This is a genomic window from Isoptericola halotolerans, assembly GCF_013149785.1.
GTDB classification, from domain to species: domain Bacteria; phylum Actinomycetota; class Actinomycetes; order Actinomycetales; family Cellulomonadaceae; genus Isoptericola; species Isoptericola halotolerans.
In genome coordinates this window covers 354,623-379,845 of record NZ_JABEZU010000004.1, presented here as the reverse complement: position 1 = coordinate 379,845, position 25,223 = coordinate 354,623, and the positions used below count along the sequence as shown (strand labels likewise).

The window sequence follows — 25,223 nt, the reverse complement described above, 5'->3', positions numbered from 1 at the left end:
GTCACCCCTGCAGCTCGACGACGGATCGGCCGATCTGCACGCCGACCCCCGGTGCGAGGTGGATCGGGGAGGTGACCTGCTGGTCGCCGATGAAGGTGCCGTTCGTCGAGCCGAGGTCCTCGACGTACCACTGGTCCCCCTGCGGGAAGATGCGGGCGTGGCGGGACGACGAGTAGTCGTCGTCGAGGACCAGGGTGCAGCTCGGGGCGCGGCCGATGAGGATCGACGACGTGGACAGCGGCAGCGTCGTACCGGCCAGCGGGCCGGTGGTGACCACCAGCCGGGACGGACCGGAGCTGCGCGGTGCGGGCGAGCCGCTCCCGGCCGCCGCCGGTGCAGCGGCAGGTGTGCCGCCGTCGTCGGACCGCTTGCGCGAGCGAGGGGAACGCAGGGCGAGGTCGCGGCGCAGGACCGCGACCGCCGAGAGCACGAACACCCAGAGCAGCACCAGGTATCCCAGCCGCAGCAGGGTGAACGTCAGCTCGCTCATCCTCGGTCGATCACCAGTCCTCGTTGGGGCGGCCGGCCGACGTGCCGGTCCAGAACATGATCCGGGTACGACCGATGGTCATGGTGTTGCCGTCCAGGAGAGTCGCGGCCGGGACCTGGTGACCCTCGACGAACAGGCCGTTGGTGGACCCGAGGTCCGTCGCGACGACGCCCTCGGGCGCGACGCGGATCTCCAGGTGGCGGCGCGAGACGCCCGGGTCGTCGACGACGATGTCGGCCTCGGCGTCACGGCCGATGACCGTCACGGGGCCGGTCAGGAGGTAGCGCTGCCCGTCGATGTCGATGAGGGGGTGGCGGGTGCTCGGCGCCGGGTTCGTCGCGGGCGCGACGTTGCCGCGCACCGTGGCCGAACGCAGCTGGAACCGGCCGCCCGAGAGCTCCTGGTGCTCCTCGAACGTCACGCTCACCGGACCGACGAACGCGTAGTGCTGCGAGGCCGCGTACTCGGTGAGGTTGGTCGCGAGCTCGTCCGCGAGCGTCTCCGCGCCCCACGACTGCACCTGACCGAAGTCGTTCGGGCTCAGCTCGATGGTGAACTCGTTCGGCGCGACCGTCCGGTCGTGGCCGACGACGGCGGCACGGTCGTCGATCTCGCGACGCAGCCTGCTCGCCAGCTCCACCGCCTTGACCTCGCCGCCGCGCCCGACCTTGGCGAACGCGTTGTTCATCAGCCGTTCGACGCTCTTCTCGAAGCGGTCCAGCGCTCCCATGCCACCTCCCCTCGTCCGCCCGTGCCTGTCGCGGGCAGACTATCCAGATCGTAGGCAGGGGCGCACCACCCGCGCCCGGAAACCTGTGGATTTCGTGCGAATCCCTCGGGTAGACCCGCGTGCCGAGGTCACGACCGTGTCACGGTGCGCAGGTGACGGCACGTCGGGGCCCCTGACGGCGGGTCGAGCCGGTACGCGGTGTGACGCAGGTCCCTGCCGTCCGGGGCGGATCGGGTTGGGATCCGAGGGCCGGTGCGTGCTAATCTCCAACGGCACGCGCGAGTGGCGGAATAGGCAGACGCGCACGGTTCAGGTCCGTGTGCCCGAAAGGGCGTGGGGGTTCAACTCCCCCCTCGCGCACGTGGTTGCGAAGCCCCCGACCGGTTCATCCGGTCGGGGGCTTCGTCGTCCCCGGAAGCCGTCACCAGCCCCGTCGTGGTGGCCGAACATGCCATGGGGGCCCGTCTGGTTGGACGGACGGGCGCTGAGGGCATGTTCGACGGTGGTCAGGGCATGCTCGGCGCGCGATGGGGCGGGCATGAGCTTGCGCAGAGACAGCCCCGGCGGGTGCGAGAGCTGGGAGCGGTCGTCGGGGTAGCGTCGTCCTGTGAGCGGCCGGCGAAGGTTCCCCAGCGGCGCCTCGGCCGCGACGCGTGCTCGCTACGCCAAACGTCGGCAACGGCGGCTCGGTCGGGTCGAGAACGACCTCAGCGCGGCGCAGTGGGCCGCTCTCGTCTCGGCGTGGGGCGGCTGCGCCTACTGCGGTGGGAGCGGGACGGCCCTCCAGAAGGACTGCGTCCTGCCGATCTCCCGCGGCGGGCGCTACACGTTGACGAACGTCGTCCCGGCGTGCCGGTCGTGCAACGCGAGCAAGCTCAACAGCGAGGTCTCCGGCTGGCTGCGCCGCAAGCGGCTCGACGAGCGTGGGTTCCTGCGCCGGCACGCCGAGATCCTGAGAGCGCTGCTGGCTGACGTCTGAGGACCAGGGATCAGAGGTGCCTCAGGGCGTCCTCGACCAGGCGCCTGCGGCTGCGGCGTCCGCGACGAACCGTTCCAGGGAGCGTGCCGGTCGCCTGGTCAGGTGGGACACGGCGTCCGTGACGACGGCGAAGTCCCCGGCACGCACCCGTTCGTAGGTCAGGGCGGTCAGGTCCCGCTCGAACCCGCTCAGGCCCTCCAGGGACTCCTCGGTCCCGAGCTCGGTGTAGTCGACGTCCCGGCCCAGCGCGGCCGAGAGGAGCGCCGCCGTCCGGGCGGGCGGTACGGCTTCCGGGCCGGACAGCTCGTAGGTCTGGCCTGCGTGCTCGCGGTCGGTCAGCGCAAGCTCGGCGACCTCGGCGATGTCACGCGTGTCGATCCACGCCATGCGGGCGTCCGCGTGCGGGAAGGGGAACCGGCCGTCGGCGATCTCGTCACCGACGAAGCGTGGGTCCGTGAGGACCTGCATGAACCATCCTGGCCGCAGCATGGTCCACGACCGTCCGCTCTCGCGCACGGCACGCTCCACCGTCGCCGACCAGCCCTGCGACCCTGAGTGCTCGGGGTCGCGCTCGGAGAGCAGCACGACATGGGCCGAGGCCGGGGTGGTTGCCAGGAAGGACGCGACGAGGCCGGGTGCGTCTTCGCGGAGCGGGACCACGACGAAGACGGCATCCACCCCGGCGTTCGCGCGAGCCCAGCCGTCCGGCCGGTCCCACGAGAGCTCGACCGGGACGACGCCGTCATGGTCGACGAGCGCGGGGTCGCTGCTGCCGCCCCGGAGCTCGACGTCGTCGCGCGGCGCCAGCCGGTCGGCCAGCGCGGAACCTGTCTTGCCGCGGACCCCGGTGATCAGGATGCGCATCTTGAGACCTCCGTCGGTGAGGGGTTCAGGAGTCGGTGGTGGGCGGTGCGATGGCGGTGACCCGGATCTCGACCCGCATCCCGACGGCGCCGAGCGCGGCGACGCCGATCTCGGTCCACACGGGTGCGCGCTCGCCCATCCGGAGCCGGAACTGCTCGGCCATGACGGACGTGTGCTCGTCGCCGATCTCGTCGGTCGACGTGGGGACGTGGAAGCTGTCGACGGCGACGACGTCACGCCAGGTGGCGCCGGCCAATGCCAGGGTCCGCTCGACGTTGTCGAAGGCCTGGACGATCTCGTCCCGCAGGTCGTCGGGGAAGCGGAACTCGTCGTCCCAGCCGCCCTGGCCGGAGAGATGGACGGTGTCCCCGATCCGCACGGCCTGCTGGTAGTGGAGCTTTTCGCGCAGCATGTCACCGTAGCCGGGGGTGACGAAGAACTGGGGCTCGGTCATCGGTCGCTCGCTTCCTTTACTTCACGCATGAACTGAATGGCAACACGAAGCTACCACGGTTCACTTCATGCCGAAAGTAATCTAGAGTCGGGGCATGCCCGAGCCGACCCAGGACGAACAGGTCGACGAGGCCGTCGACGGTGAGCTGCGGTGGCTCTCGCCCAGCGAGAAGGAGGCGTGGACCGGAGCCGTCTCGCTGATGCTCCTGCTCCCCGGTCGCCTGGACTCGGCGGTGCAGCGCGCGGCCGGCCTGAGCCTCTTCGAGTACCTGACGCTGAGCCATATGTCCGAGGCGGAGGACCGCCGTCTGGTCATGAGCGACCTCGCCTACCTCTCCAACGGGTCGCTCCCCCGGCTCTCCAACGTCCTGAAGAGGTTCGAGGCCCGCGGCTGGGCGTACCGGTACCCCGACCCCGACGACCGTCGCTGCACCATCGCGGCGCTCACGGACCAGGGCTACGCGAAGGTGGTCGAGGCGGCTCCGGCACACCTGCGGTCCGTGCGTGAGCACGTCATCGACCCGCTGACGGCCACCGAGCAGAGGGCGCTGGCCCGGATCGCCGCCAAGCTGCGCACCCGTCCGGAGGACTTCACCTCTTCCTGAGGCGAACGCTAGGCCGGTGCCCCGACGTCGTCCCGGTCGGCGCGGCCCTGGACCTCGCCCGCGACGGCCCACCGCTGGGCGGGGGTGCCGTGCAGCACCACCCAGGTGCTGGCCTCGGCGTCGGGCCCCAGGGTCCGCCCCACGGCCCCCGACAGCTCGGTCAGCAGGGCTGCCTCGGTCTCGGGGGTGAGGCGCTCCTCGAAGATCTTGACCTCGATGAATGGCACGGGTGGGCTCCTTCTGCGTTCTGGTGGTGGGGTCAGGCGTAACGGGACGACGCGGCGCGCAGCGCCCGGTCGAGCTCGGTGGCGAGGACGTCGACCTGGTCGTCGGTGAGGGTGGGCTGGCAGGGAAGGTTGAGGTGCCGCTCGTCCCAGTCGCGCTCGGCGACGGGGCACTCGCCGCGGCGGTGCCCGCGCAGCTGCCACTCGGGGGTGAGGTGCAGCGGTGCGTAGCGCAGCTGGACCTGGACCCCGGCGTGGTCGAGGTCGGTGAGCACCTGGTGGCGCGCCGGCGCGCCGAGCTCGCAGAACGCGGTGTAGAGGTGGTGCGCGCTGCGGACGCCGGGTGTCGGTCCCTGGACGGTGAACCCCGGCACGTCGGCGACGACGGCGTCGAGCCGGTCCACGATCGCGGCGCGTCGGGCGATCATCCGCGGCAGCCTCTCGAGCTGGGCCAGCCCGACCGCGCAGGCTGCCTCGGAGAGCGTCGCGTTGGTGCCGGAGCGCCGGATCTCGCTGACGCCGTTGTCGAGCTCGTCGGCGTAGATGAGCCACGGCCGCAGCTCGGTGAAGGGCGCCGACCGGTCGGTCTCGCTGAGGCGGATGTCGATGCGGTTGTCGCGGATGCGGCGCACCCGGTGGGCGAGGGCGTCGTCGTGCAGCGTGATGAGACCACCTTCGCCGAGGGTGGTGATGTTCTTCGAGGAGTGGAAGCTGAAGCACCCGATGTCACCCAGCGAGCCGGGTGCGCCCTCGGGGGTCGAGGCACCGAGGGCGTGCGCGCAGTCCTCGACGACCAGCGCACCGTGGGCGTGGGCCAGGGCGGTGATCGCCGGCATGGCCGCCGGTCGGCCGCCGTAGTGCACGAGGATCACCGCGCGGGTGCGCTCGGTGAGCAGACCGGCCAGGACGTCGGGGTCGAGGTTGAGGGTGACCGGGTCGACGTCGCAGAAGCGGACCGTCGCGGGCGAGTCGAGCAGCGGCTGGGCGGTGGCCTGGAAGGTCTGCGGCGTGACGACGACCTCGTCGCCGGCCTGCAGGTCGAGCAGGCGGATGGCGATCTCGAGGGCGACGGTGCCGCTGGTGACGGTCAGGGCGTGCCGGCAGCCGACCAGGGCGGCGAGCTCGGCCTCGAACTCTTCGCGCCGGCTCGCAGCGCTGAGGCTGGCGCCGTCCTCCAGCACCGCGGTCAGCGCGTCGATCTCCGCCTGGCCGAGCACGCTGCCGCGCGGCGGTGCCGCGACGCGGTAGTGCCGGCCGGTGGCGTGGCTCTGCGAGATGGTCATGGGCTCCCCTGACGACGGTCGACCGTACTCTACTGTAGAACGAGAATCATTCCCATTAGGCGGAGGTGGAGATGCAGTTCGGCCTGACCTTCTTCCCGGTCTTCGACCCGGCGCTGCGCACGCCGGCCGACTACTACGACGAGGTGATGGAGCTCTCGGTCCACGCGGACCGGCTCGGCCTCGAGCACGTCCAGGTCGTCGAGCACCAGCTCAGCGGGTACGGGGGCTACAGCCCCGACCCCGTCACCCTGCTCACGGCGATCGCCGCCCGCACCGAGCGCATCCGGCTGACGACCGGTGCCGTCGTCGCCGCGTTCGGTCATCCGATCCGGCTCGCCGCGTCCCTGGCACTCCTCGACCAGCTCTCTCACGGACGGCTCGACGTCGGCTTCGGCCGCGCGTTCCTGCCCACCGAGTTCGACGCGTTCGGTGTGCCCATGGACGAGAGCCGCGTGCGGTTCGCCCGCAACGTCGAGACCGTCGTGCGGCTGTGGACCGAGGAGGACGTGTCCTCCGACCTGCCGTGGGCCACCTTCGACCCGGTGACAGTCTATCCGCGGCCCCACCAGGCCCCGCACCCGCCGGTCTTCGTCGCCTCCACCACCAGCCTCGACTCGTGCGTCGCCGCGGGCCGGGCCGGCTACCACCTGCAGGTCGTGCCTACCGTGACGCCCCGTCCGCAGCTGCAGGAGATGCTCGCCGCCTACCGCGAGGCGCGGGAGTCGGCCGGTCACGGCCCGGGCCGCGTGCAGATCAAGTACACGTGCTACCTCGGCGACGACCGGGAGGTCGCCCTCGCCGACGGTCGGCGGTGGGAGGCCAACTACATCGAGCACATGGCCACCGCGGTGTCCTCGTGGTCGACGCGCCGCAGCGCCGACTACGCCGGGTACGAGCAGCTCGTCGACAAGATCCGCGGCTACGACTTCGACCGCGCCCTCGGCAACGACACGGTGCTGGCGGGCACCCCGCAGGACGTCGCCGACCAGCTCGGGCGCGTCAGCCGGTGGTTCGGCGAGGACGTCACCGTCAGCCTGCACCTCAACCCCGGCCTCCTGGGCGCGGTGAAGGCGCACCGGGCGCTCGACCTCCTCGTCGAGGAGGTCGCGCCTCGGCTCGGGGCCACCGTGACGACACCCGTCGCGCAGGACGCGGCGCCGGCCCTGCCCGCGTGAGCCGCGCCCCGGTGCGGGTGGTCGTCGTCGGGCTCGGTGCCTGGGGTGCGCACGTCGCGTGGCGCCTCGCGCGGCGCGGGGCCGACGTCGTCGGGCTCGACCGGCACGCCCCTCCCCACGGCTTCGGCTCGTCCGGAGGGGCGACGAGGATGTTCCGCACGGCCTGCCTGGAGCACCCCGACCTCGTCGAGGTGGCCCGGCGCTCCGACGAGCTGTGGCGCGGGCTCGCCGACCGCTCCGGGCGTCGCCTGCGAGTCTCGGACGGCGGCATGCTGCTGGGCCCTCCGGACGGGCCCGTGGTCAGCGGAGCCCGGCTTGCCGCCAGGCTCCACGGCCTGCCCGTCGAGGTGCTGGAGGCGGCGGACGTCCGACGCCGGTACCCCGGCCACGCCACCCTGCCCGACGGGCACCTGGCCGTCGTCGAGCCGGAGGCCGCGCTCCTCGACGTCGACCAGGTGATCCGCGGGGCCCTCGAGCAGGCGCGCGACGCCGGCGCCAGGCTCCGCACCGGCGTCACGGTGCGCCGGGCCGAACGACGCGCGGGCGGGGTCCGGGTCGAGTGGTCCGGGCACGGGCCGGACGACGGCGGGACGATCGACGCGGACGTGCTCGTGCTCGCCGCCGGCGTCGGCAACGCCGGCCTCCTGCCGGACCTGGCACCCGGCCTCGTGCAGGCCGCGGGCTGGCGCACCGTCGTCATGCCGATGACGTTCCTGCGGGTCGACGACCCGGCCGGCCTGGGCGTCGACGACCTGCCGGTCTTCATGCGCGAGCTCGACGACGGGCGGGTGCTGTGGGGGCACGGCGTCCTCCCCGGCGCGGACCCGACGGTCGTCAAGCTCGGGGTCGAGGCCGCGACACCGCTACCGCCCGACGGCGAGGTGCGGCCGCTCGCTCCGCAGGACTGGGCGCCGGTGCTCGAGCGGGCACCGGTCGCCTTCCCCGGGGTGCGCGCCGAGGGCGTGACGGGCGCCGCCTGCCCGTACGACCGGACCCGGGACGGCCAGTTCGTGATCGGACCCGTCGACGACGGGCGGCAGGTCTGGGTGGCCGGCGGCTGCAACGCGCACGGCTTCAAGCACTCGGCGGGCATCGGCGAGGCCGTGGCCGAGGGGATCGTCGAGGGCCGGACGTCGTTGCCGGTCGGGGCGTTCGCGCCGGACCGGTTCGCCGGCACGGGCGCGCACGCCGTCGTCGGGGGGTGAGGCGGCTCGACCCGACCCTGCTGCCGGGCGGGCGCACCGGCACGCTGCGGGCCTGGGTGACGGACCGGATCGTCGACGACGGTCTGCTGCCCGCCGAGCGTGCCCTCGTCGCGGACGCCGTGCCTGTCCGGCGCGCCCAGTTCGCCTCGGCCCGGCGCTGCGCGCGTGCCGCGCTGCGGGACCTCGGCCGTCCGGCGGCGCCGGTCCTCCACGACCTGCGACGTCGACCCCGCTGGCCGGCCGGCGTCGTCGGTTCGATGTCGCACGGCACGGGGGTGGCCGCGGCGGTCGTCGGGTCGGCGGCCGCCTGGCAGGGCGTCGGGATCGATGTCGAGGCGGCGGTGCCACTGCCCGACGACGTCGTCGACATGCTCCTGACCCCGCAGGAGCGCCGCCGTCTGCACGGATGGGCACGACCCGAGGCGCCGGGCACCACGGTCGTGTTCAGCGTCAAGGAGTCGGCGTTCAAGATCTTCAGCCCGTTGACCGACGGCTGGCTGGACCCCGACGACGTCGACGTCCGCGTCGCGGCGGAGGGCGCGGCGACGGCGGAGCTCGCGCGGCCGCTCCCGGACGGGCGCACGCGGCTGCACGGGCGCTGGGGGGTGGTGGGGGGTGCGGTCGTCACTCTCCTCGCCGCGCCCGTCGTCGTGGATCGTCTCGGTGCGTGGGACTTTGCCGAGGGCACTGGTCAACGCTAGTTGGGAATGATTATCATGACCGCCTGTGGGAACGAGACTCGTGGTCGACCGCAGCCGGTGCATCGGCTCGGGGAACTGCGTGCTGGTCGCGGCAGACCTGTTCGACCAGGACGACACGCTGGGCGGGGTGATCCTGCTCCCGCCCGCTCAGGACGAGCTGACCGCTCAGGATGCCGCCGCCGCCCTCGAGGCGGTCGGGCGGTGCCCTGCCGGGGCGCTGCGTGTCGTTCCCACGGCCTCGAGCTCTGCTCATGCGACCTAGATGGGACCACGATCCACGATGAACGACGCGATGCTGACCCGACGCGGGCTGCTGCTCGCCGGTGGCCTCGGACTGGCGGCCGGCCTCGCCGGCTGCGCCATCTCCGGCTCCCCCTCCTCCTCCCCTGCCCCGGCGACGACCGCAGCCGGCGGAGGGACCGCCGGCGGGACGCTGCGCGCAGCCTTCCTCGGCGGAGGTGCCCAGGAGAGCCTCAACATCCTCCTCGGGCCCACCACCCTCGACTCGGTGCGGATGCGCTCGGTGCACGGCCAGCTCGGCTCGCTCGACCCCAGCGGCGAGGACGGCGTCCGGCTCGGGGTCGCGGAGCAGATCACCGCGGCCGGCGACCTGTCGACCTACACGGTGAAGCTGCGGCCCGGCGTGCAGTTCACCGACGGGAGCACGCTGACGGCCGCCGACGTCCTGCACTCCCTCCAGCTGCCGATGGTCCTGCCCGCGCTGCCCTACCTCCAGACGGTCGGGCAGAACTTCGACCTCGACTCGGCCCGCGTCCTCGACGACCTCACCCTCGAGCTGCCGACGCTGCAGCCCATCGCCGACGGCCACCTCCTGCTCTGCCAGAACAGCTTCATCGTCCGCGAGGGCACCGAGGAGTTCACGGTCGAGACGCCGAGCTGCGGACCGTTCCAGATCACGGAGTTCGTCCCCGGCGAGGGGACCGCTCTGGCCCGCTTCGACGACTACTACGGCGGCGGCACGCTCCTCGACGGGCTGGAGCTGCGCGGGATCCCCGCCACGGACGCCCGCGTCGCGGCGCTGCAGTCCGGCGACGTCGACTTCGCCGGCGACATCGGTCCGGTGCGGGCCCGGACGCTCGAGGGCGACGACAGCATCGTGGTCGAGTCGACCCAGGAGCCGTACCTGACGGCCCTGAACTTCGCGATGAACATGAACCACGAGCCGTTCGAGGACGTGGACGTGCGCCGCGCCTTCAAGCTGGCGATCGACCGCCAGGCTATCGTGGACACCGTCCTGTACGGGCGCGCCGAGGTCGGCAACGACCTGCCCGCCAAGGGCTTCCCGGACTACGCGTCGGACATCCCGCAGCGCGAGCACGACCCCGAGGCCGCCCGCGACCTGCTGCGCAAGGCAGGGGCCGAGGGTATGCGTGTCACGCTCACCACGGGCTCCGAGATCGAGGGCATGAACGAGGTGTCCACCGTCGTGGCCCAGCAGCTCTCCGAGATCGGCGTCGAGGTGGAGCTCAACTCCCTCCCCCAGGGCCAGCTCTACTCCGACATGGAGTCCTACTTCTCGGCCGACTTCGCCGCGGGCTACAGCCCGGCCACCCCGCTGCTGTCGGGGTACACCTCGACCCGCGTCGCCGGCGCGCCGAGCGCCTTCGGCTTCGACCGGCCCGACATCGACGAGCTGATCTTCGCCGCCCGTGGCACCGCCGACGCGGACGAGCGGGCCGCCAAGGCCCGTGAGGCCCAGGAGCTGATGTGGGACGAGGGCAACGGCATCACGCCGGTGTTCCTGCCGTCGGTGAGCGCGAGCTCCGCCGCCGTCTCGGGAGTGGTGCTGCGGTCGTGGCCGGACTTCTCCGAGGCGTCCCTGTCCTGAGCCCTCTCCGATGACTCCAGACCTCCTGACCGGCCGGGTCGGGTGGGTCCTCGGCCGCCTGCTCCTGGCGGCGGCGACCCTGCTGCTGCTGTCCGCGGTGATCTTCACCGTGACGGACGTGCTGCCGGGCGACGCCGCGGCCCGGCTCGCCGGCCCCGACGCCGACCCGGCGGAGGTGGCCCGGCTGCGGGCGGACCTCGGGCTGGATCGGCCCGCCCCGGAGCGGTACCTGGAGTGGCTCGGCGGTGCGCTGCGGGGCGATCTGGGGGTCAGTGCGATCTCCGGTCGCCCCGTGGCGGACGTCGTCGGCGAGCGCCTGCCGAACTCGGTCGTCCTGGCCGGGGTCGCCCTGCTGGTGGCGGCCCCGCTGGGCGTCGCGGCCGGACTCCTGGCGGGCATGCGGCCGGGGCGGCGCGCGGACCGCGCCGTGACGGGGCTGAGCGTCGTCGTCGTCGCGATCCCTGAGTTCGTGATGACGGTGCTGCTCATCGTCGTGCTGGCCACGACGCTCGGCTGGTTCCCGCAGGTCTCCACGGCCCCGCTCGGCGGGCGGCCGTGGGACGCCCCCGCCGCGATGGTGCTGCCGGTCCTCAGCCTGGTCCCCCTGGGCTTCGGGCTGTCGGCGCGCATGATGCGGTCGACGACGGCGGGCGTCGCGGCGACCCGCTACGTCGAGGCGGCGCGCCTGCGCGGGGTGACCGGCGGGGCGCTGGCCGTGCGCCACGTGCTGCCGAACGCCGTCCAGCCCGTGATCCAGGTCGTCGCGGTGCTGTTCGGTGGCCTCATCGGCGGGTCGATCGTGGTGGAGCTCGTCTTCAACTACCCCGGGATCGGACTCGAGCTGCAGCAGGCCGTCGGTCGTCAGGACCTGGTCATGGTGCAGGGCATCACTCTGGTCCTCGCCGCCCTGGCACTGGCCAGCCTGCTGCTCGGTGACCTCGTCGCGGGCCTCGTGGACCCCCGGGAGCGACGATGAGCACACGACGTCGGACGGCCCGCCCACGGCTCGCCGTGCCCGTCCCGCTCGGACGCCGCACGCGGAGGGCTGCGGGCGGGCTGGGACTGGCCGTGCTCCTCGCCGTGGCGTTGCTGGCGCTCCTCGGTCCGCTGTGGCCCGGGTCGCCGACGGCACAGGTCGGTCTGCCCTACACCGCGCCGGGCGTGGACGGCCGGCTGCTCGGCACGGACGGCATCGGCCGCGACGTCGCCCTGCGAGTGCTGCACGGCGGTGCCCGTCTCGTGCTCGTCGCGGCCGGGGCCACCGTCATCGGTGTGGTGGCGGCCGTCCTGCTCGGGGTCCTGCCCGCCCTGCTCTTCCCCCGGGCCGGTGGTGTCGTGATGCGGGGGGTGGACGCGCTCGGGGTGATGCCGGGGCTGCTCGTCCTGCTGCTGCTGGCCGCGGCCTTCCCCGGCGACGACCTCGTGCTCATGGTGGGCGTCGCCGTCGTCAGCGTGCCGTACTCCACCAGGGTCCTGCGGGCCGTCGCCCGCCAGATCTCCGGGGCGGGGTACGTCGAGGTCGCCCGGGCGCGCGGGGACCGCTGGTGGACGGTGATGCTGCACGACGTCCTGCCCAACCTCGCACCGCCGGTCGCCGCCGAGACGGGCCTGCGGTTCACCACGGCCCTGCACCTGAGCGCGACCGCCGGGTTCCTCGGGCTGGGCCGCGGCGCCCCGTGGCCGGACTGGGGGCTGATGGTCCAGGAGAACCTGCCGGGCATCTCGCTCAACCCGTGGGCCGTCGTCGTCCCCTCCGCGCTGCTCGTCCTGCTCATCGTCGGCGTCACCGTCGTCGCGGACCGGGCCGCCGCCCGCCTCGGGAGGGTGACCGCATGACCCGCGACCAGGACGCCCTGGCGACCGTGGACCGGCTGACGGTCAGCGCGGGCGGGCGCAGGATCCTCGACGGGGCCTCGTTGCGGATCGCCGACGGCGAGGTGGTCGGCCTCGTCGGTGCCAGCGGCGCGGGCAAGACCACCCTGGCGTCCACGCTCCTCGGGCACCTGCGTCCGGGCCTGCGGCGCGACGCCGGGACGGTGCGGGTGGCCGGGCTCGACCCGTTCTCCCCCGCGGACCGGCGGACGCTGCGCACCGACGTCGTCGCCTACCTGGGCCAGGACCCGGCGGTCGAGCTGAACCCTGCGTGGAGCATCGGGGCACAGCTGCGCGAACGCGCCCACCGGTGCGGCCGGCGGCTGACCCGTGCCGACGTCGACGACGCGCTGCAGCGGCTCGGGCTCCCTGACGGCTCCGCCGGGCGCCTGCCCCACCAGCTCTCCGGGGGGCAGGTCCGCCGGGCGGCGTTCGCGCTCGCCGTCGTCCACCGCCCGCGGCTGCTCGTCCTCGACGAACCGACGTCCGGCCTGGACACGGCCAGCGCCGAGCTGCTGGCCGGCCTCGTCGCGGAGCGCGCCGCCGACTGCTCGGTGCTGCTCATCACCCACGACCGCTCCGCGCTCGCGCGCAGCGCCGACCGCGTGCTGCACGTCGAGGCCGGTGCGGTGCGCGAGACCGCCGTCGCCACCCCGGAGGAGTCCGTCCGGCGGACCGACGGCGACCACTCCCGCGAGGTGCTCGTGGCCCGCGGGCTGCGCGCGGGCCACCGCGGCCGCCCGGCGCTGGCCCCGGTGGACCTGCGCCTGACCGCCGGCACGACGGCCGCCGTCGTCGGGCCGTCCGGTGCGGGCAAGAGCACGCTGGCGCGCGTCCTGGTCGGGCTGCACCGCCGGGACGGCGGAACCCTCGAGCTGCACGGCCGGCCGCTGCCCGCCACGCTCGGCGCCCGCAGCGGCGACCAGCGCCGCGCGGTGCAGCTCGTCCCCCAGGACGCGACCGGCTCGCTCAACCCGGCCGAGACGGTGCGGCGGACCCTGCGCCGTGCCCTGGCCGCCGGCGGGCGGGCCCGGACGGCGGACGAGCTGGCCGACGAGCCGGCCGGCCTGCTCGCGGCGGTGCGGCTGCACCATGACATGCTCCCGCGCCGGGCCGGCGAGCTCTCCGGCGGCGAGCGCCAGCGCGTCGCCGTGGCCCGTGCGCTGGCCTGCCGGCCGGCCGTGCTGATCTGCGACGAGATCACCTCGGCGCTGGACGCCGCGACCGCGACGTCCGTCCTGGAGGCGGTCGACGCGCTCCGGGCGGACGGCACCGCCGTCGTGCTCATCACGCACGACCGGGACGAGGTGGCCCGGTGGGCGCACCGCACCACCGAGATCGACGTCCCGGGGTAGGGAGCGACGGACTCAGGCCTCCAGGACCACGAGGGAGTCCGCCCCGGTGCCGACCGTGCGGGCGCGCAGCCCGCTCTCGGCCGCCAGCTCCTCCGGTTCGAGGACGTGCCACAGGTGCTCGTCGCCGACCTCCCGGCACACCCGGTCGCCCTCGAGGACCCGCCACCAGTTGACGTGCCGCACGACGCCGTCGCCCACGGGCTCGGCCGAGACCCACCACTCGTACGTCAGGCGGCCGACCGTCTCGTGCACGGTGCGGGTCGGGGGCATCGCCCGGGCCGACCCCATGAGCTCGACCACGAGGCACCCGCCGGGCACGAGGCGTTGCGACAGCCGCCGCCACAGCTCGGTGCGCTCGGGCCGCTCCAGGTGGCCGGCCACGCCGAAGACGACGGCGCACAGGATGCGGCCGGGCAGGTCGAGGTCCGGTGCCGACCGGGCGCTGACGGTGACCCGGGCCCGCAGGTCGGGGTCGGCCCAGGCGCGCGAGGTGAGCACGGCGCGCATCGGCGCCGACGGTTCCACCGCGAGGATGTCGACGTCCGCGATCGCCGCGGCGATCGTCCGGGTCACCCGGCCGGTCCCCGCCCCGACCTCGACGACGGGTGCGTCCGTCATCGGCAGGCCGCGCAGCACGTCGGCGAGGGCGGGTCCGGTGCTCAGCGACTGCCGGGCGGCGACGAGGTCGTAGAACTCGGCGATCTGGTCGTAGCTCACGGGCCGACCCCGGTGGTGGTCAGCGCCGGGTCGAGGCGGTCCAGGATCACCCGCAGCAGCGCGTCGCGGTGCGGTACCAGGTAGAAGTGGTCGCCGGGCAGCTCGACGACGTCGGTGTGCCCGGTGGTGAGGCGGTGCCAGTCGGCGACGTGCTCGGCGCGCAGCAACGGGTCGTCCTGGGCCAGCACGACCGTCGTCGGGCAGGCCAGGGGCGGTCCGGGCTGTGGGTGGTGGTTCTCGACGAGGCGGTAGTCGTGGTGGACGTACCGCAGGATGACGGCGGACAGGTCGGGGTCGGCGAGGACCTCCGGCGGGGTGCCGCCGAGCCGTTCGAGCTCGGCACGCAGGGCGGCCTCGCCGCCTCGGTGCACGTCCCCGCCGAGGAAACGGTCGGGGGCGCGCCGTCCGGAGACGACCAGGTGGTCGGGCTCGGGGCGCGCTGCGGAGCGCAGCGCCCGCACCGTCTCGTAGGCGACCGCGGCGCCCATGCTGTGCCCGAACACGACGGTGGTGCGGTCCCAGAAGGGGCGCAGGTCCGCGGCGAGCTGGGCGACGAGGTCGGGCATGGAGGCGGGCAGGGGGTCGGCGGAGCGGTCCTCGCGGCCTGGGTACTGCACGGACAGCACCTCGACGGTGTCGGGGAGCGCGGACGCCCAGTCACGGTAGGCGGTCGCGCCGCCGCCGGCGTGGGGGAAGCAGACGAGGCGGACGGGGGCCGAGGGCCGGGGCACCCACCGGCGCACGGAGGGGCGGGGTGCGGTGCTCACCATCGGACCGGCAGCTCCTCGATGCCGAAGGTGGCGGCGTCGTTGTTGAGCGCGACGTCGTCACCGGCGAGCTCCAGGCCGGGCAGCCCGGCGAACAGGCTGTGCAGGGCGACCTGCAGCTCGAGGCGGGCCAGGTGCTGACCGATGCACTGGTGGATGCCGAACCCGAACGCCAGGTGGTGGTTCGGCGTCCGGTCCGGGAACAGCCGGTCGGGGTCGGGGAAGGCCGCGGGGTCGTGGTTCGCCGCCGCGAGGAGGGAGATCACGCCCTCGCCCTGGCGGACCGGGTCGGCGGAGCCGGCGATCTCGTGGTCGGTGCCGGCCACTCGGATGGGGATGGAGTCGGCGACGCTCAGCAGGCGCAGGAGCTCCTCGACCAGCGGCTTCATGGCCTCGCCGCCGGCCTCGGCGACGGCCCGGGCCGCCGGGTCCTGCAGCAGCTTCCAGGTGCTCAGCGCGATCATCGACGTGGTGGTCTCGCGGCCGGCGATGATCGTGATCCCGACGGTGGACAGCAGCTCGTGGCGGGTCACCTCGCCGGTGAGCAGGTGGTTCTGCACGAGGGCGGACAGCAGATCCTCGCCCGGTTCCTGCGACCGCAGCGAGATGTGCTCGTCGAGCGTGCCGAACAGCGTGCCGAGCGCGGCGGTCACCTCCGCCTCGGTGCTCTGGCGCCCCCCGGAGATGCGGGTGATCTCGCGGAAGAAGTCGGGGTCGTCGTCGGGCAGCCCCATCAGGCCCAGGACGGTCGAGGTGGACACCACGTTGGCGTAGTCGCTCACGACGTCGGCGCGGCCCCGGGGCCGGAGCGCCTCGACGAGGTGGTCGGCGCGCTCGCGGATCCCGTCGGCCATGCGGGCCACGCGCCGCACGGTGAACTGGGCCTGGAGGATCCGCCGCTGGCGGGTGTGGTCCGGCGGGTCGGTGCGCAGGAAGGGCCGCGACTTCGCGGCAGCCTCCCGCTCGCCGAGCCCCAGGGCGGGCAGGGCCTCGTCGCGCGCGTCGGCGCTGGTGGTGCGGTCGGCGAGGAACCGGCGCACGTCCTCGTACCGGGTGAGCAGGCGTGCGGGGCGCCCGCCGGAGATCTCCACGTGCGGGGCGGGGTCGTGCTCGCGCAGCCGCGCGTAGTCCTCGGGCGGGGAGAACGGGCACGAGCGCGGCACCGGGAACGCCAGCCGGTCCTGCGGGCCGGAGCGGTTGCCCCGGGTCGGGGCGTCGGGGCGGGTGAGGGACTCAGACATGACTCTCCTGGGGCGTGAGCCGGAAGACGGCCATCGGGGTGGACGTGGGGTGCGACAGGTCGGCGTCGAGGGCGAAGCCGTGCTGTCCGGCGACCGCGGCGACGTCGGCCAGGGAGCTGGTGCGCCACCGGTGGGACGCCGTGCTCTCGCGGTCCGGGCCGTCCGGGGTACGGACCTGCCAGCGGCTCGACATCCGCACGTGGTCGGGGCCGTCGGGCCGCGCGGACCACCGCCAGTGGTAGGAGTGCCGGCCGACCTGCCGGGTGGCGAGCTCGGCCTCGTCGACGTGCTGCGGGGTGGCGAGGTGCATCAGCTCGACCACCACGGGTGCCCCGGGGGCGAGGTGCTCGCCCAGCCGGGCCCAGAGGCGGTCGTGCTCGCGGTCGTCGAGGTGGCCCAGGACACCGCAGAGCAGGACCGCCCCGGCGCGCTCGGGCAGCGCCACGGAGGCGGCGTCGTCGGGCAGCACGGTGACGCGCCGCCCCAGGCCGTGGTCGAGCACCCGGGCCATGAGCACGGCACGCATGGGCCCCGCCGGCTCGGCGGCCCACCACGGCACGTCCGCGGGCAGGGCCGACGCCGCGACCACGGTGAGCAGGCCGGTCCCGGCGCCGATCTCGACCACCGGGCGGCCGGGGCCGACCGGCGCGCCGGCCAGCGCCTCGACGACCAGGGGTGCGCTGACCGGGCCGACGTGGCCGGCGGCCGCCAGGTCGAAGAACTCGGCCTCGTCGACGTACGGCTCCCAGCCCGGAGCGTCCGCGTCCGGCGCTCCCGGCACGGACGGCGCTTGCGGCACGGGCGGGGCGGAGGTGGCGGCCGGTGTCGAGGCGCCGGCCGGCAGGTCGAGGACGGCGGCGGTGCCCAGCAGCGCGACCGGGCGGGCGTCGACGACCTCGGGCGGGCCGAGCGCCTCGGCGACCTGGTGCCACAGCTGGACGACGGACATCGTCCACGCCGCGGCGCGCAGCGGGTCGCGGCCGGTGTCGACGTCCTCGCAGAGCTCGTCGAGCACCCGCACCAGCGCAGCAGGCCACCGCTCGGAGAAGACCTCGTCGAAGGTGCCCGGGGCGCCCGTCGTCGACACGGTCGGCTCGTCCGTCGCCGTCTGCGGGCCCCGGCCGCCGATCTGCCAGCGGGGCGCCCACTCCACGGGCCCGTGCAGGTCGGCCAGCGTCAGCACGCCCGCGGGGAACCCGACGGCGAGGCGCGGCCAGCACACCGTGTGGTTGTCCCGGTCGCCGGGGCACAGCTGGTTCTGGACGCGCAGCGTCACCGGCACCCCGCCGAGCGACAGGGTCAGGACGGTGAAGGGCGAGCCGCCCTGCTCGGTGAGCACGTCCCCCACCACGACCGGCCGCGCGGCCCCGAGGGCTCCGGCGAGCAGGTCGAGCACGGGCAGCAGCAGGTGCACCGGGGTGACGACGTCGGCGAAGAGCGGCGCCTGGCGGTCGCGCAGCCTGGCGGCGGAGTCCAGGAACGACGGCGCGGGGTCCACCCACCGGTAGTGCAGGTTCATCCGGTAGGAGGTGCCGGTGCGGCGCGCGGTGCGCAGCAGGTCGGCGAGCTCGCGAGGGTGCACCGGGTGCTCCTGCACGACGTGGACGCCCCGCTCCAGCCATGCGGTGGCGATCTCGCTGCCGGGACCGTCCTGGATGGTCGAGCCGACGGCCACGCAGGCCAGGTCGGTGGGCGGGCAGTCCGCCACCGCGGTGACCAGCGGCACGCCGTGGCGCTCGGCGAGCGCGCGCGAGGCGGCAGAGCCGCGCCCGAGCACCGCGACCAGGCGCAGCCCGGGGTGGCGGTCGACCGCCTCGGCGGAGAAGCGACCGAACCGGCTGCCGCAGACGACCACCGACCGCGGGGGCGTCGGGCTCACAGCGCCCCCTCCTCGACCGGCGCCGCCGCGGCCACCGGTGCGAGCACGGGTGCGTCCCCGGGGCCGACCCGCAGGTCGATCCGAGGATGGCTCTCCAGGTCGGCGACCACCTCGGCGGGGTCGAGGAGGTCCGCGGCGAACCCCGCGCCGAGCCGCGGCCGGGCGAGCACCGTGCGGACCGCCCGTGCGGCGACCAGCGCGGTGACCAGCGACGAGGAGTCGGTGCGCAGCTCGGCGACCGTCGCTCGCCCGGACGCGGTGTGCTCCAGGCGGAAGCGCATCAGGTACCACGGCCGGCGGCCCAGCACGTCGAGCTCGGCGGCGCGGCACAGGTAGCCGACGACGTCGCGGGTGGAGGTGGTCGGGTCCTGCAGGAGGACCGGCAGGGTCGACAGCACCGACCAGGCGTGACCGTCGGGCCACAGGTTCCACCACTGCGCCGAGCGCAGCCCCAGCGCGGCCGCCAGGCGGGCCGTCTCGGCGCTGAGGAACGGCTGACCGATCACCGGGCCGCGGGCGCCGGGCACCCGGTGGGCGGGAGCGACCTCGAGGGCCCGCTGCCGCACCTCCCCGGCGAACCAGGCCGCCGAGGGAGTGCCGAACGGGGTGCCGTCCGGGCCGCCCCGGCTCAGGGAGAGCAGCATGTCCTCCGCGACGGTGGCCGAGCAGGACTCCATGCCTCCGACGTGCGCGGTCAGGGAGTCGCCCTGCGGCAGCAGCGAGGCCAGGTGCCGGGGCAGCAGTGCCGACGCCCCGGGCAGCGCACCGGAGGAGGCCACGACGGTCGGTGTCCCCGGCCCGCCGGGCGCCCGGCGGGCGAGCGACTCGAGCAGCGGGTCGTCTCCCCCGACGTCGACGTAGCCGGCCCCGGCGGCGACGGCGGCCAGCGCCACCCGGCCACCGACCCGGTAGGTCGGGCCGGCCACCGACACCACGACGTCGGCCCCCGCGCAGAACGCCGCCAGCGACCTGTCGTCCCACAGGTCGCACTCCTGCGTCTCCACGGTCGTGCGCCCGTGGCTCGCGGTCGCGGTGAGCCCCGCGGCGGTGGCGCGCAGGGCGTCCGCCCGGCGCCCGCCCAGACGCAGCCGCAGCGGGCCCGTCGTGGCGGCGCCACGGTCGGCCGCGAGCAGGCGCACCAGCTCGCCGCCGATGGAACCGGTCGCCCCGACGACGGCGACGGTCGGCACGGTCGTTCCCGGCGCCCCGCTCATCGCAGCACCGCCCCGTCGGTCGTGCGCTGCAGGATCTCCACGATCCCGGCCGAGTTCTCGGACGTCAGGCACGTGAAGTGGTCGCCGGCGACGTCGAGGATGTCGAGGTCGCCGAGCACCACCTGCTCCCACTGGGCGGTGACGGCCTCCTTGCTGCCCGGAAAGGGGTACGTGCCGCTGTGCCGGCAGAAGGTGACGTCGCCCAGGTAGGGGTCGGGGCGGTAGCGCGAGATCGCGAAGACGGACTGCCGGAACGTGCGCAGCAGCCGCATCATGTGCTCGGGCGAGTACATGCCGGCGTCGGCCGGCACGGCCTCGCACATGCGCTCGACGCGCTGCTCCACGGTCAGCTCCGCCAGGGCCCCGAAGGCGGCGCCGACGTCGGCGAAGTCGCCGTCGAGGGCGGCGAGCCCGCCGTCGGGGATGACCCCCGGGGAGCGGCGCAGCACCTCGTCGGTCGCCTGCGCGACGCGCAGCTCGTCGCCCGGATAGCCGAGGTCGGCCGGGTCGATGCCCATCATGACCGAGAACGAGTACTCGGCCAGGACCTCGTCGTCGAGCCGGAACGCGGGGCTGTGGCTCGACACGACGGTCAGGGACCGCACGTCGTGCCCGCGGTCGGCGAGGTGCCGGGCGACCTCGGTGGCGATCAGCCCGCCGAGGCAGTACCCGACCAGGTGGATCTCGCCGGGGTCGGAGGACACCAGCGCCTCGGCGTAGTCCGCGGCGATCCGCTCGATGAGGCCGTCCGGGTCGTCGTCCTGGAACGCTGCGAGGTCGCAGATCTCCAGGGCCGCGATCGAGGACGTCCCTGCCGAGCGCCGGCGGATGTCGGTGACGAGGGCCCGGTACGGCATCGCCGTGCCGGTGCCGGCGTGGACCAGCACCGTCGTCGGGCCGTCGCCCGAGCCGTGCAGCGGCACCAGCGGGCTGGTGCGCACGGCCGTGGGGGCCGCGGCGGCGGGGTCCTGCGCCCGGGACACCTCGGTGAGGTACCGGGCCAGGTGGGCCACGGTCGGCTGACGCAGCATGTGCCGCAGCACGACCTCCCACTGCACGGCGATGACGTCCGGGACGCGCTCGCGCAGCAGACCGACGAACCGCGCGACCAGCAGCGAGTCGCCGCCGAGGGCGAAGAAGTCGTCGTCGCGGCCCACGTGGTCGAGCCCCAGGAGCTCGGCCCACAGGCCGGCGATCTGGCGCTCCATGACGGACATCGGCTCGTCGGCACCCGCCGCGGCCTCGGTGGCGCGCGGGCCGGCCAGGGCCAGCAGGGCGGCGCGGTCGACCTTCCTGTTGGCCGTGGTCGGCAACCGGTCCAGCACCCGCCACCGGGAGGGCACCATGTACTCGGGCAGCCGTCGGCGCACCGAGCGCTCCACGTCCTCGGCGCGCACCGGGGTGCGGTCGGGCTTGGCGCGGGCCAGCACGAGGTGCTGGCCGGCGGTGGCCAGGCCGTCCTCCGGTGCCGGTCCCGAGACGACGGGCACCGCCCCGGCCGCCTCCAGGGCGTCGTGCAGCTCCGCGGTGTCCAGGAACAGCCGGTCCGAGGACGCCCGCCGGTCGTCGAACGGCCCGTGCGTCATCTCCAGCAGCTCCATCGACACGGCGAGCGCCGGGTCGTCGTCGCGCACGTTGTCCACGACCACGAGCCATCCGCCGGGGCGGAGCAGCTCGACGAGCCGGGCGAGCGCCGCCGGGACGTCGCGGCACGTGTGCAGGCTGTGGGCGGCGATCACGACGTCGACGGAGCAGGGCTCGCGGCCCTGCGCCGACAGGTCGACGTCGGGGTCGAACCGTTCGCAGCGCACCTGCTCGACGCCGTCGAACCGCTCGGCGAGCCGGGCCGCGGCCAGCGGGGAGGCGTCGGTGGCCACGACCGTCACGTCCAGGCTGGCCGTCGCGGCGACGACGGCCTCGGTGGTGTCGCCCGCCCCGGCGCCGACCTCCAGGACGGTGGCGCCGTCGACCAGGGCACACTGCTCGCCGATCGCGACGGCGAGGGCGTCGGTGAGCTCGGCGACGGCGAGGTTGTGCCGGTAGGCGGCGGCCATCACGGCGGTCCCGGCCTGCTCGCCGGTGCCGGGGGCGTCGACCAGCAGCGAGCGGATGTCCCGTTCCCCGCGCAGCAGCGCGGGCATCTCCTTGCCGCAGCGCGCCAGGAGCTCCGGCAGGGCGGTGCTCCAGCCGGCGGCGCCGGCACGGGCGGCGAGCTCGTCCGCGTGCCGGTCGACGGGCCGGTCGGACGCCTCGGGGGCGAGGCGGTGCCGGGGTCCGTCGGCGAACGCGAGGTCGTGGCGCGTCAGGACGCGCAGCCAGCGGCGCACCACGGACCGCATCTCGGGGGCGACGTCGAGCCGGTCGCTGATCTCCTCGGCGGTCAGCGCGGCACCGTCCCCCAGCGCCGGGGCGAGGGTGGTGACGATGACGTCGAGGCCGACCTGGTCGGCGGCCTCCACCGAGGCGGCGACCGCCGCGCTGTCGACCCGGGGGGTGACCAGGCGGGTCCGGAGCGAGGCCACCGCGGGCTCGGCGGAGGGGTCCGGCACGGGGCGGGCGGCCGGTTCGACGGCGGCGACCAGGTGGCGGCGCTCGTCGTCCACGACGACGGCGGCCTGCCCGACGCCGGGGTGGTCCAGCACCGCGGCCTCGACCTCGGCCAGCTCGATCCGGTAGCCGCGGATCTTGACCTGGGAGTCCTCGCGGCCCAGGAACTCCAGGGTGCCGTCCCCCACCCACCGGCCGACGTCGCCGGTGCGGTAGGTGCGCAGACCGTCGGTTCCGACGCCGAACCGCTCGCCGGTGCGCTCGGGGTCGCCGAGGTAGCCGTCGGCGACGCCCGCACCGATGATCTCCAGCTCGCCGGGGACCCAGGCGGGGGCGTCCCGGCCGCGGTGGTCGCGCACCGCGAACCGCTGGTTGCGCAGCGGGGTGCCGTACGGGATGCTCGGGCGCTCGCGGTCCACGGCCCCGACCGGGTGCCAGATCGACCAGATGGCGCCCTCCGTGGCGCCACCGAGGCTGACGACCTCCAGGCCGGGGAGCTGCTCACGGACCTGGTCCGGCAGCGTCACCGGGATCCAGTCGCCGGACAGCAGCGCGAGGCGCAGCGTGCGCAGCTGGGCGGCGCCGGAGGAACGGGCGTAGTCGGACAGCATCTGGAGCTGGCCGGGCACCGTGTTCCACAGGGTCACGCCGTGCTGCTCGACGAGCTCGGCCCAGTGGGCGGCGTCGCCGCGCCGGTCCGCCGCGGGCAGCACGAGGCGCCCCCCGGCACCCAGGACGCCGAAGACGTCCCACACCGACAGGTCGAACCCGAGGCCGGCCAGCCCCAGGACGGCGTCCTGCGGACCGACGGCGAACCTCTCGTCGACGTCCACGCAGGTGTTGCGGGCCGCGCGGTGCGCGATCATGACGCCCTTCGGCGTCCCGGTGGAGCCAGAGGTGTAGATGACGTACGCGAGGTCGTCCGGCGTGGTGCTCGTGCTCGGGGCGTCGTCGCGCGGCGGTACCTCGTCGACGGCGACCACGGGCACGTCCACGCCCTGCGACGCGGCGGTGCGCAGCGCCGCGACGGTCAGCACGGCGGTCGCGCCGGCGTCCGCGACGATGGCGGCGCGCCGGGAGGCGGGGGACGTGGTCTCGACCGGCACGTAGACCGCACCGGCCAGCAGGACGCCCAGCGCGGCCACGACCTGCTCGGGACACTTGTCCATGACGATCGCGACCCGGTCCTGCGGGGCGACGCCCTCGGCGGTGAGTGCGTGCGCGACCCCGCGGGCGCGGCCCACGAGCTCGCCGAACGTCAGCGAGCCGTCGGCGCCGACGACGGCGGTGCGGTCCGGGGCGGTGCGCGCCACGGTGAGCACGTCGTCGTGCAGCAGGCCGTCCGGCAGCGGCGCGTCGGTGGCGTTGGCGGCCTCGCGTCGCGCCCGGTCGGCGGCGGGGAGCCGGACCGGGTCCGGGTCGGACCAGGTCGAAGGGTCGTCGACGAGCCGGTCGACCAGGTCGACCCAGGCGGAGAACATGTCGTCGGTGACGCCGTCGGGCAGGACGCCGTCGCGCACGTCCCAGGACAGCACGAGGCCGTCGCCGTCGCGCATCACCTGGCAGTCGAGCCAGACCTGCGGCGACTGCGTCCGGGCGTGGGCGACCCGTCCCGCGGTGGGCGGCAGGTCCTGGTCGACGGTCGAGGTGAAGACGACGGGGAACAGCTCGGGGTTGCCGTCGTCGCGGCTGCGCTCGGTCTGCACCTGCGAGCCGCTGAAGCTGCGGTGCGCGAGGTCCTCCAGGAGCTGCGCCTGCAGCCTCCTGCCCCGCTCGACGGGCGTGGCGGGGCCGGCGGTGTCGACCGCGAGCAGCTCGGTGGCGGTGAAGTCGCCCAGCACGCGGTCGATGTCGGGGTGCGGCCGGGTGTCTCCGGCGATCTCCCGGGTGAACGTGGGGATGACGACGGTGAACCCGGGGCGCCGGCTCCAGCGTCCGACGACCTCGGCGTAGCAGGTCAGCAGGACCGTCGACAGGCTCAGGCCCGCCTCCCGCGCGCGCTCGGTCAGGGTGGCCGTGCGGACGGGGTCCAGGAGGGTGGCGTGGCGGCGGAACGGCCGGCCGGCCGGCGGCGGCGTGGTGGCCCACTCGGCGCGCGGCAGCTCGGGGGCGGGCGGCAGCGTGGCGAGCCGCTCCTGCCAGTAGGCCCGGTCGCGCTCGTGCTGCGGACCGTCCAGCTCGCCGCGCCGGGCGACGACGTAGTCGCGGAACGTGCATCCTGGCGGCTCGGGAGCGGCGTCGTCGAAGAGGCGCGCCTCGAGCTCGGTGACCAGCAGGTGCAGGCTCGCGTGGTCGAGCACGACGAGGTCGACGGACAGGTGCAGGAGCGTGTGGTCGTCGTGGTCGGTGACCTCGACGGCGATCAGCGGCCAGCGGTCCGGCTGCGGGACGCGCTGCTCGAGGCGCTCGCGGACCTCGTCGGCGAGCTCGCCCCGGTGCACGGGCACCGCCGGCGCCGTGACCTCGGGCAGGACGCTCTGGAACCCGTCGGTGTGGATGACGGCGCGCAGCATGTCGTGCGCCGACACCACGGCCCGCCATGCGACGTCGAGGCGTCCGTCGGTCAGCCGGGCGCGCTGCTCGGGCCGGTCGTACCGCAGCTCGAGGTAGGCGTGGCAGGCGACGCCGCCGTACTCGAACGCCGATCCGCGCCCGAGCAGGTAGGCCGCCTGGAGCTCGGTGAGGGGGAAGGGTCGGTGCCGGTCCTCGGGGGCGGGGACGAGGGCCGGGCCGGGGCGGTCGGCGCTCGCGAGCGCCGTCGTCGGGGTCTCGCGGGTGGCGCCGACGTGGCGCAGGTGGGCGAGCACCTCCGCCTTGTTCTCGGTCAACCAGGCCTTGCGACCCGCGTCGAGCGAGCCTGCCGGGGCCCGGAATCGAAGCTGTTCCCCGTCGGCCCAGAGGCCGACACCGTCCTGTGCCAGGTCGGTGATCGCTGCGGCGATCGACACGATGCTCACACTCCCGTCGTCGTGGTGGTGGTGACTCTAACTGAAAATCATTCTCGTAATCATTATCGACTAGGCTGCCCCGGGGATGCGGCCCCCACGGTGCGCCGCACCTGTCACCGGGAGGA

The 25,223-nt window shown here is 74.7% G+C and carries 22 protein-coding genes and 1 tRNA gene; 11 read left to right on the top strand and 12 right to left on the bottom strand.

Annotated features, from left to right (window positions below; translation table 11 throughout):
- Position 1 precedes the first annotated feature (1 nt).
- Together HDG69_RS16390 and HDG69_RS16385 are read right to left on the bottom strand one after the other, a co-directional pair.
- Positions 2 to 490, bottom strand: a complete 489-nt coding sequence (locus HDG69_RS16390) for an FHA domain-containing protein FhaB/FipA (RefSeq protein ID WP_171784894.1) — start codon at positions 488 to 490, stop codon at positions 2 to 4.
- A 10-nt stretch (positions 491 to 500) separates the two neighbouring features.
- Complete coding sequence (locus HDG69_RS16385) at positions 501 to 1,220, bottom strand: FHA domain-containing protein (protein ID WP_171784893.1); 720 nt, start codon at positions 1,218 to 1,220, stop codon at positions 501 to 503.
- Positions 1,221 to 1,496: 276 nt separating this feature from the next.
- Here HDG69_RS16385 and HDG69_RS16380 point away from each other — a divergent pair.
- A tRNA-Leu gene (locus HDG69_RS16380) sits at positions 1,497 to 1,580 on the top strand.
- A gap of 247 nt (positions 1,581 to 1,827) precedes the next feature.
- On the top strand, positions 1,828 to 2,199 hold the full coding sequence (locus tag HDG69_RS16375) for an HNH endonuclease (protein ID WP_171784892.1): 372 nt from the start codon (positions 1,828 to 1,830) through the stop codon (positions 2,197 to 2,199).
- Positions 2,200 to 2,220: 21 nt separating this feature from the next.
- Here the strand turns inward: HDG69_RS16375 and HDG69_RS16370 are convergent, their stop codons facing one another.
- The gene (locus HDG69_RS16370; protein ID WP_171784891.1) at positions 2,221 to 3,063 is read right to left on the bottom strand and encodes an NAD(P)H-binding protein; all 843 of its coding nucleotides are present in this window, start codon (positions 3,061 to 3,063) and stop codon (positions 2,221 to 2,223) included.
- Positions 3,064 to 3,088: 25 nt separating this feature from the next.
- Positions 3,089 to 3,517: a Rid family hydrolase gene (locus tag HDG69_RS16365; RefSeq protein WP_171784890.1), complete on the bottom strand. Its 429-nt coding sequence runs from the start codon at positions 3,515 to 3,517 to the stop codon at positions 3,089 to 3,091.
- A gap of 94 nt (positions 3,518 to 3,611) precedes the next feature.
- Here HDG69_RS16365 and HDG69_RS16360 point away from each other — a divergent pair, with 94 nt between their 5' ends.
- Positions 3,612 to 4,121, top strand: a complete 510-nt coding sequence (locus tag HDG69_RS16360; protein WP_171784889.1) for a MarR family winged helix-turn-helix transcriptional regulator — start codon at positions 3,612 to 3,614, stop codon at positions 4,119 to 4,121.
- An 8-nt stretch (positions 4,122 to 4,129) separates the two neighbouring features.
- Here the strand turns inward: HDG69_RS16360 and HDG69_RS19450 are convergent, their stop codons facing one another.
- Positions 4,130 to 4,348, bottom strand: coding sequence for a tautomerase family protein (locus tag HDG69_RS19450; protein ID WP_171784888.1), 219 nt, complete (start codon positions 4,346 to 4,348; stop codon positions 4,130 to 4,132).
- 32 nt (positions 4,349 to 4,380) lie between these two features.
- Entirely contained in the window at positions 4,381 to 5,628 is a 1,248-nt protein-coding gene (locus HDG69_RS16350; RefSeq protein WP_171784887.1) for a DegT/DnrJ/EryC1/StrS family aminotransferase, read from the bottom strand.
- Positions 5,629 to 5,699: 71 nt separating this feature from the next.
- Here HDG69_RS16350 and HDG69_RS16345 point away from each other — a divergent pair, with 71 nt between their 5' ends.
- From HDG69_RS16345 to HDG69_RS16310, 8 genes are read left to right on the top strand one after another with little or no spacing between them, the layout of a single operon-like run.
- Positions 5,700 to 6,803 (top strand): LLM class flavin-dependent oxidoreductase, encoded by a 1,104-nt coding sequence (locus HDG69_RS16345; protein WP_171784886.1) that lies wholly within the window; start codon positions 5,700 to 5,702, stop codon positions 6,801 to 6,803.
- The gene (locus HDG69_RS16340) at positions 6,800 to 8,008 is read left to right on the top strand and encodes an FAD-dependent oxidoreductase (protein WP_171784885.1); all 1,209 of its coding nucleotides are present in this window, start codon (positions 6,800 to 6,802) and stop codon (positions 8,006 to 8,008) included. Before HDG69_RS16345 ends, HDG69_RS16340 begins: the two co-directional genes overlap by 4 nt.
- The gene (locus HDG69_RS16335; RefSeq protein ID WP_171784884.1) at positions 8,005 to 8,709 is read left to right on the top strand and encodes a 4'-phosphopantetheinyl transferase superfamily protein; all 705 of its coding nucleotides are present in this window, start codon (positions 8,005 to 8,007) and stop codon (positions 8,707 to 8,709) included. Before HDG69_RS16340 ends, HDG69_RS16335 begins: the two co-directional genes overlap by 4 nt.
- Before the next feature lie 25 nt (positions 8,710 to 8,734).
- Positions 8,735 to 8,971, top strand: coding sequence for a ferredoxin (locus tag HDG69_RS16330; RefSeq protein ID WP_171784883.1), 237 nt, complete (start codon positions 8,735 to 8,737; stop codon positions 8,969 to 8,971).
- Complete coding sequence (locus tag HDG69_RS16325; protein WP_216645790.1) at positions 8,972 to 10,558, top strand: ABC transporter substrate-binding protein; 1,587 nt, start codon at positions 8,972 to 8,974, stop codon at positions 10,556 to 10,558.
- A gap of 10 nt (positions 10,559 to 10,568) precedes the next feature.
- On the top strand, positions 10,569 to 11,534 hold the full coding sequence (locus HDG69_RS16320; RefSeq protein ID WP_171784882.1) for an ABC transporter permease: 966 nt from the start codon (positions 10,569 to 10,571) through the stop codon (positions 11,532 to 11,534).
- A complete protein-coding gene (locus HDG69_RS16315) occupies positions 11,531 to 12,394 on the top strand; it encodes an ABC transporter permease (RefSeq protein ID WP_171784881.1) in 864 nt (287 codons plus the stop codon). The genes HDG69_RS16320 and HDG69_RS16315 overlap by 4 nt, the downstream gene beginning before the upstream one ends.
- Positions 12,391 to 13,785, top strand: coding sequence for an ABC transporter ATP-binding protein (locus HDG69_RS16310; protein WP_171784880.1), 1,395 nt, complete (start codon positions 12,391 to 12,393; stop codon positions 13,783 to 13,785). Before HDG69_RS16315 ends, HDG69_RS16310 begins: the two co-directional genes overlap by 4 nt.
- 12 nt (positions 13,786 to 13,797) lie before the next feature.
- Here HDG69_RS16310 and HDG69_RS16305 read toward each other — a convergent pair whose 3' ends face one another.
- The 6 genes from HDG69_RS16305 to HDG69_RS16280 are packed head-to-tail and all read right to left on the bottom strand — an operon-like array spanning position 13,798 to position 25,107.
- Positions 13,798 to 14,502 carry a methyltransferase gene (locus HDG69_RS16305; RefSeq protein WP_216645788.1) on the bottom strand — a complete coding sequence of 235 codons (705 nt, stop codon included), beginning with the start codon at positions 14,500 to 14,502 and terminating at the stop codon, positions 13,798 to 13,800.
- Positions 14,499 to 15,272, bottom strand: a complete 774-nt coding sequence (locus HDG69_RS16300; RefSeq protein ID WP_171784879.1) for a thioesterase II family protein — start codon at positions 15,270 to 15,272, stop codon at positions 14,499 to 14,501. The genes HDG69_RS16305 and HDG69_RS16300 overlap by 4 nt, the downstream gene beginning before the upstream one ends.
- Positions 15,266 to 16,510 (bottom strand): cytochrome P450, encoded by a 1,245-nt coding sequence (locus tag HDG69_RS16295; protein WP_171784878.1) that lies wholly within the window; start codon positions 16,508 to 16,510, stop codon positions 15,266 to 15,268. Before HDG69_RS16295 ends, HDG69_RS16300 begins: the two co-directional genes overlap by 7 nt.
- On the bottom strand, positions 16,503 to 18,389 hold the full coding sequence (locus HDG69_RS16290) for a Gfo/Idh/MocA family oxidoreductase (protein ID WP_171784877.1): 1,887 nt from the start codon (positions 18,387 to 18,389) through the stop codon (positions 16,503 to 16,505). Before HDG69_RS16290 ends, HDG69_RS16295 begins: the two co-directional genes overlap by 8 nt.
- Positions 18,386 to 19,603, bottom strand: a complete 1,218-nt coding sequence (locus HDG69_RS16285) for a saccharopine dehydrogenase NADP-binding domain-containing protein (protein WP_171784876.1) — start codon at positions 19,601 to 19,603, stop codon at positions 18,386 to 18,388. The genes HDG69_RS16290 and HDG69_RS16285 overlap by 4 nt, the downstream gene beginning before the upstream one ends.
- Positions 19,600 to 25,107, bottom strand: coding sequence for a non-ribosomal peptide synthetase (locus tag HDG69_RS16280; RefSeq protein ID WP_343036479.1), 5,508 nt, complete (start codon positions 25,105 to 25,107; stop codon positions 19,600 to 19,602). The genes HDG69_RS16285 and HDG69_RS16280 overlap by 4 nt, the downstream gene beginning before the upstream one ends.
- Positions 25,108 to 25,223: the final 116 nt, after the last annotated feature.

Coding starts and splice junctions, on each gene's coding strand:
- HDG69_RS16390 (WP_171784894.1), bottom strand. CDS start 490: ATGAGCGAGCTGACGTTCACCCTGCTGCGGCTGGGATACCTGGTGCTG.
- HDG69_RS16385 (WP_171784893.1), bottom strand. CDS start 1,220: ATGGGAGCGCTGGACCGCTTCGAGAAGAGCGTCGAACGGCTGATGAAC.
- HDG69_RS16370 (WP_171784891.1), bottom strand. CDS start 3,063: ATGCGCATCCTGATCACCGGGGTCCGCGGCAAGACAGGTTCCGCGCTG.
- HDG69_RS16365 (WP_171784890.1), bottom strand. CDS start 3,517: ATGACCGAGCCCCAGTTCTTCGTCACCCCCGGCTACGGTGACATGCTG.
- HDG69_RS16360 (WP_171784889.1), top strand. CDS start 3,612: ATGCCCGAGCCGACCCAGGACGAACAGGTCGACGAGGCCGTCGACGGT.
- HDG69_RS16350 (WP_171784887.1), bottom strand. CDS start 5,628: ATGACCATCTCGCAGAGCCACGCCACCGGCCGGCACTACCGCGTCGCG.
- HDG69_RS16345 (WP_171784886.1), top strand. CDS start 5,700: ATGCAGTTCGGCCTGACCTTCTTCCCGGTCTTCGACCCGGCGCTGCGC.
- HDG69_RS16325 (WP_216645790.1), top strand. CDS start 8,972: ATGGGACCACGATCCACGATGAACGACGCGATGCTGACCCGACGCGGG.
- HDG69_RS16320 (WP_171784882.1), top strand. CDS start 10,569: ATGACTCCAGACCTCCTGACCGGCCGGGTCGGGTGGGTCCTCGGCCGC.
- HDG69_RS16315 (WP_171784881.1), top strand. CDS start 11,531: ATGAGCACACGACGTCGGACGGCCCGCCCACGGCTCGCCGTGCCCGTC.
- HDG69_RS16310 (WP_171784880.1), top strand. CDS start 12,391: ATGACCCGCGACCAGGACGCCCTGGCGACCGTGGACCGGCTGACGGTC.
- HDG69_RS16300 (WP_171784879.1), bottom strand. CDS start 15,272: ATGGTGAGCACCGCACCCCGCCCCTCCGTGCGCCGGTGGGTGCCCCGG.
- HDG69_RS16295 (WP_171784878.1), bottom strand. CDS start 16,510: ATGTCTGAGTCCCTCACCCGCCCCGACGCCCCGACCCGGGGCAACCGC.
- HDG69_RS16285 (WP_171784876.1), bottom strand. CDS start 19,603: ATGAGCGGGGCGCCGGGAACGACCGTGCCGACCGTCGCCGTCGTCGGG.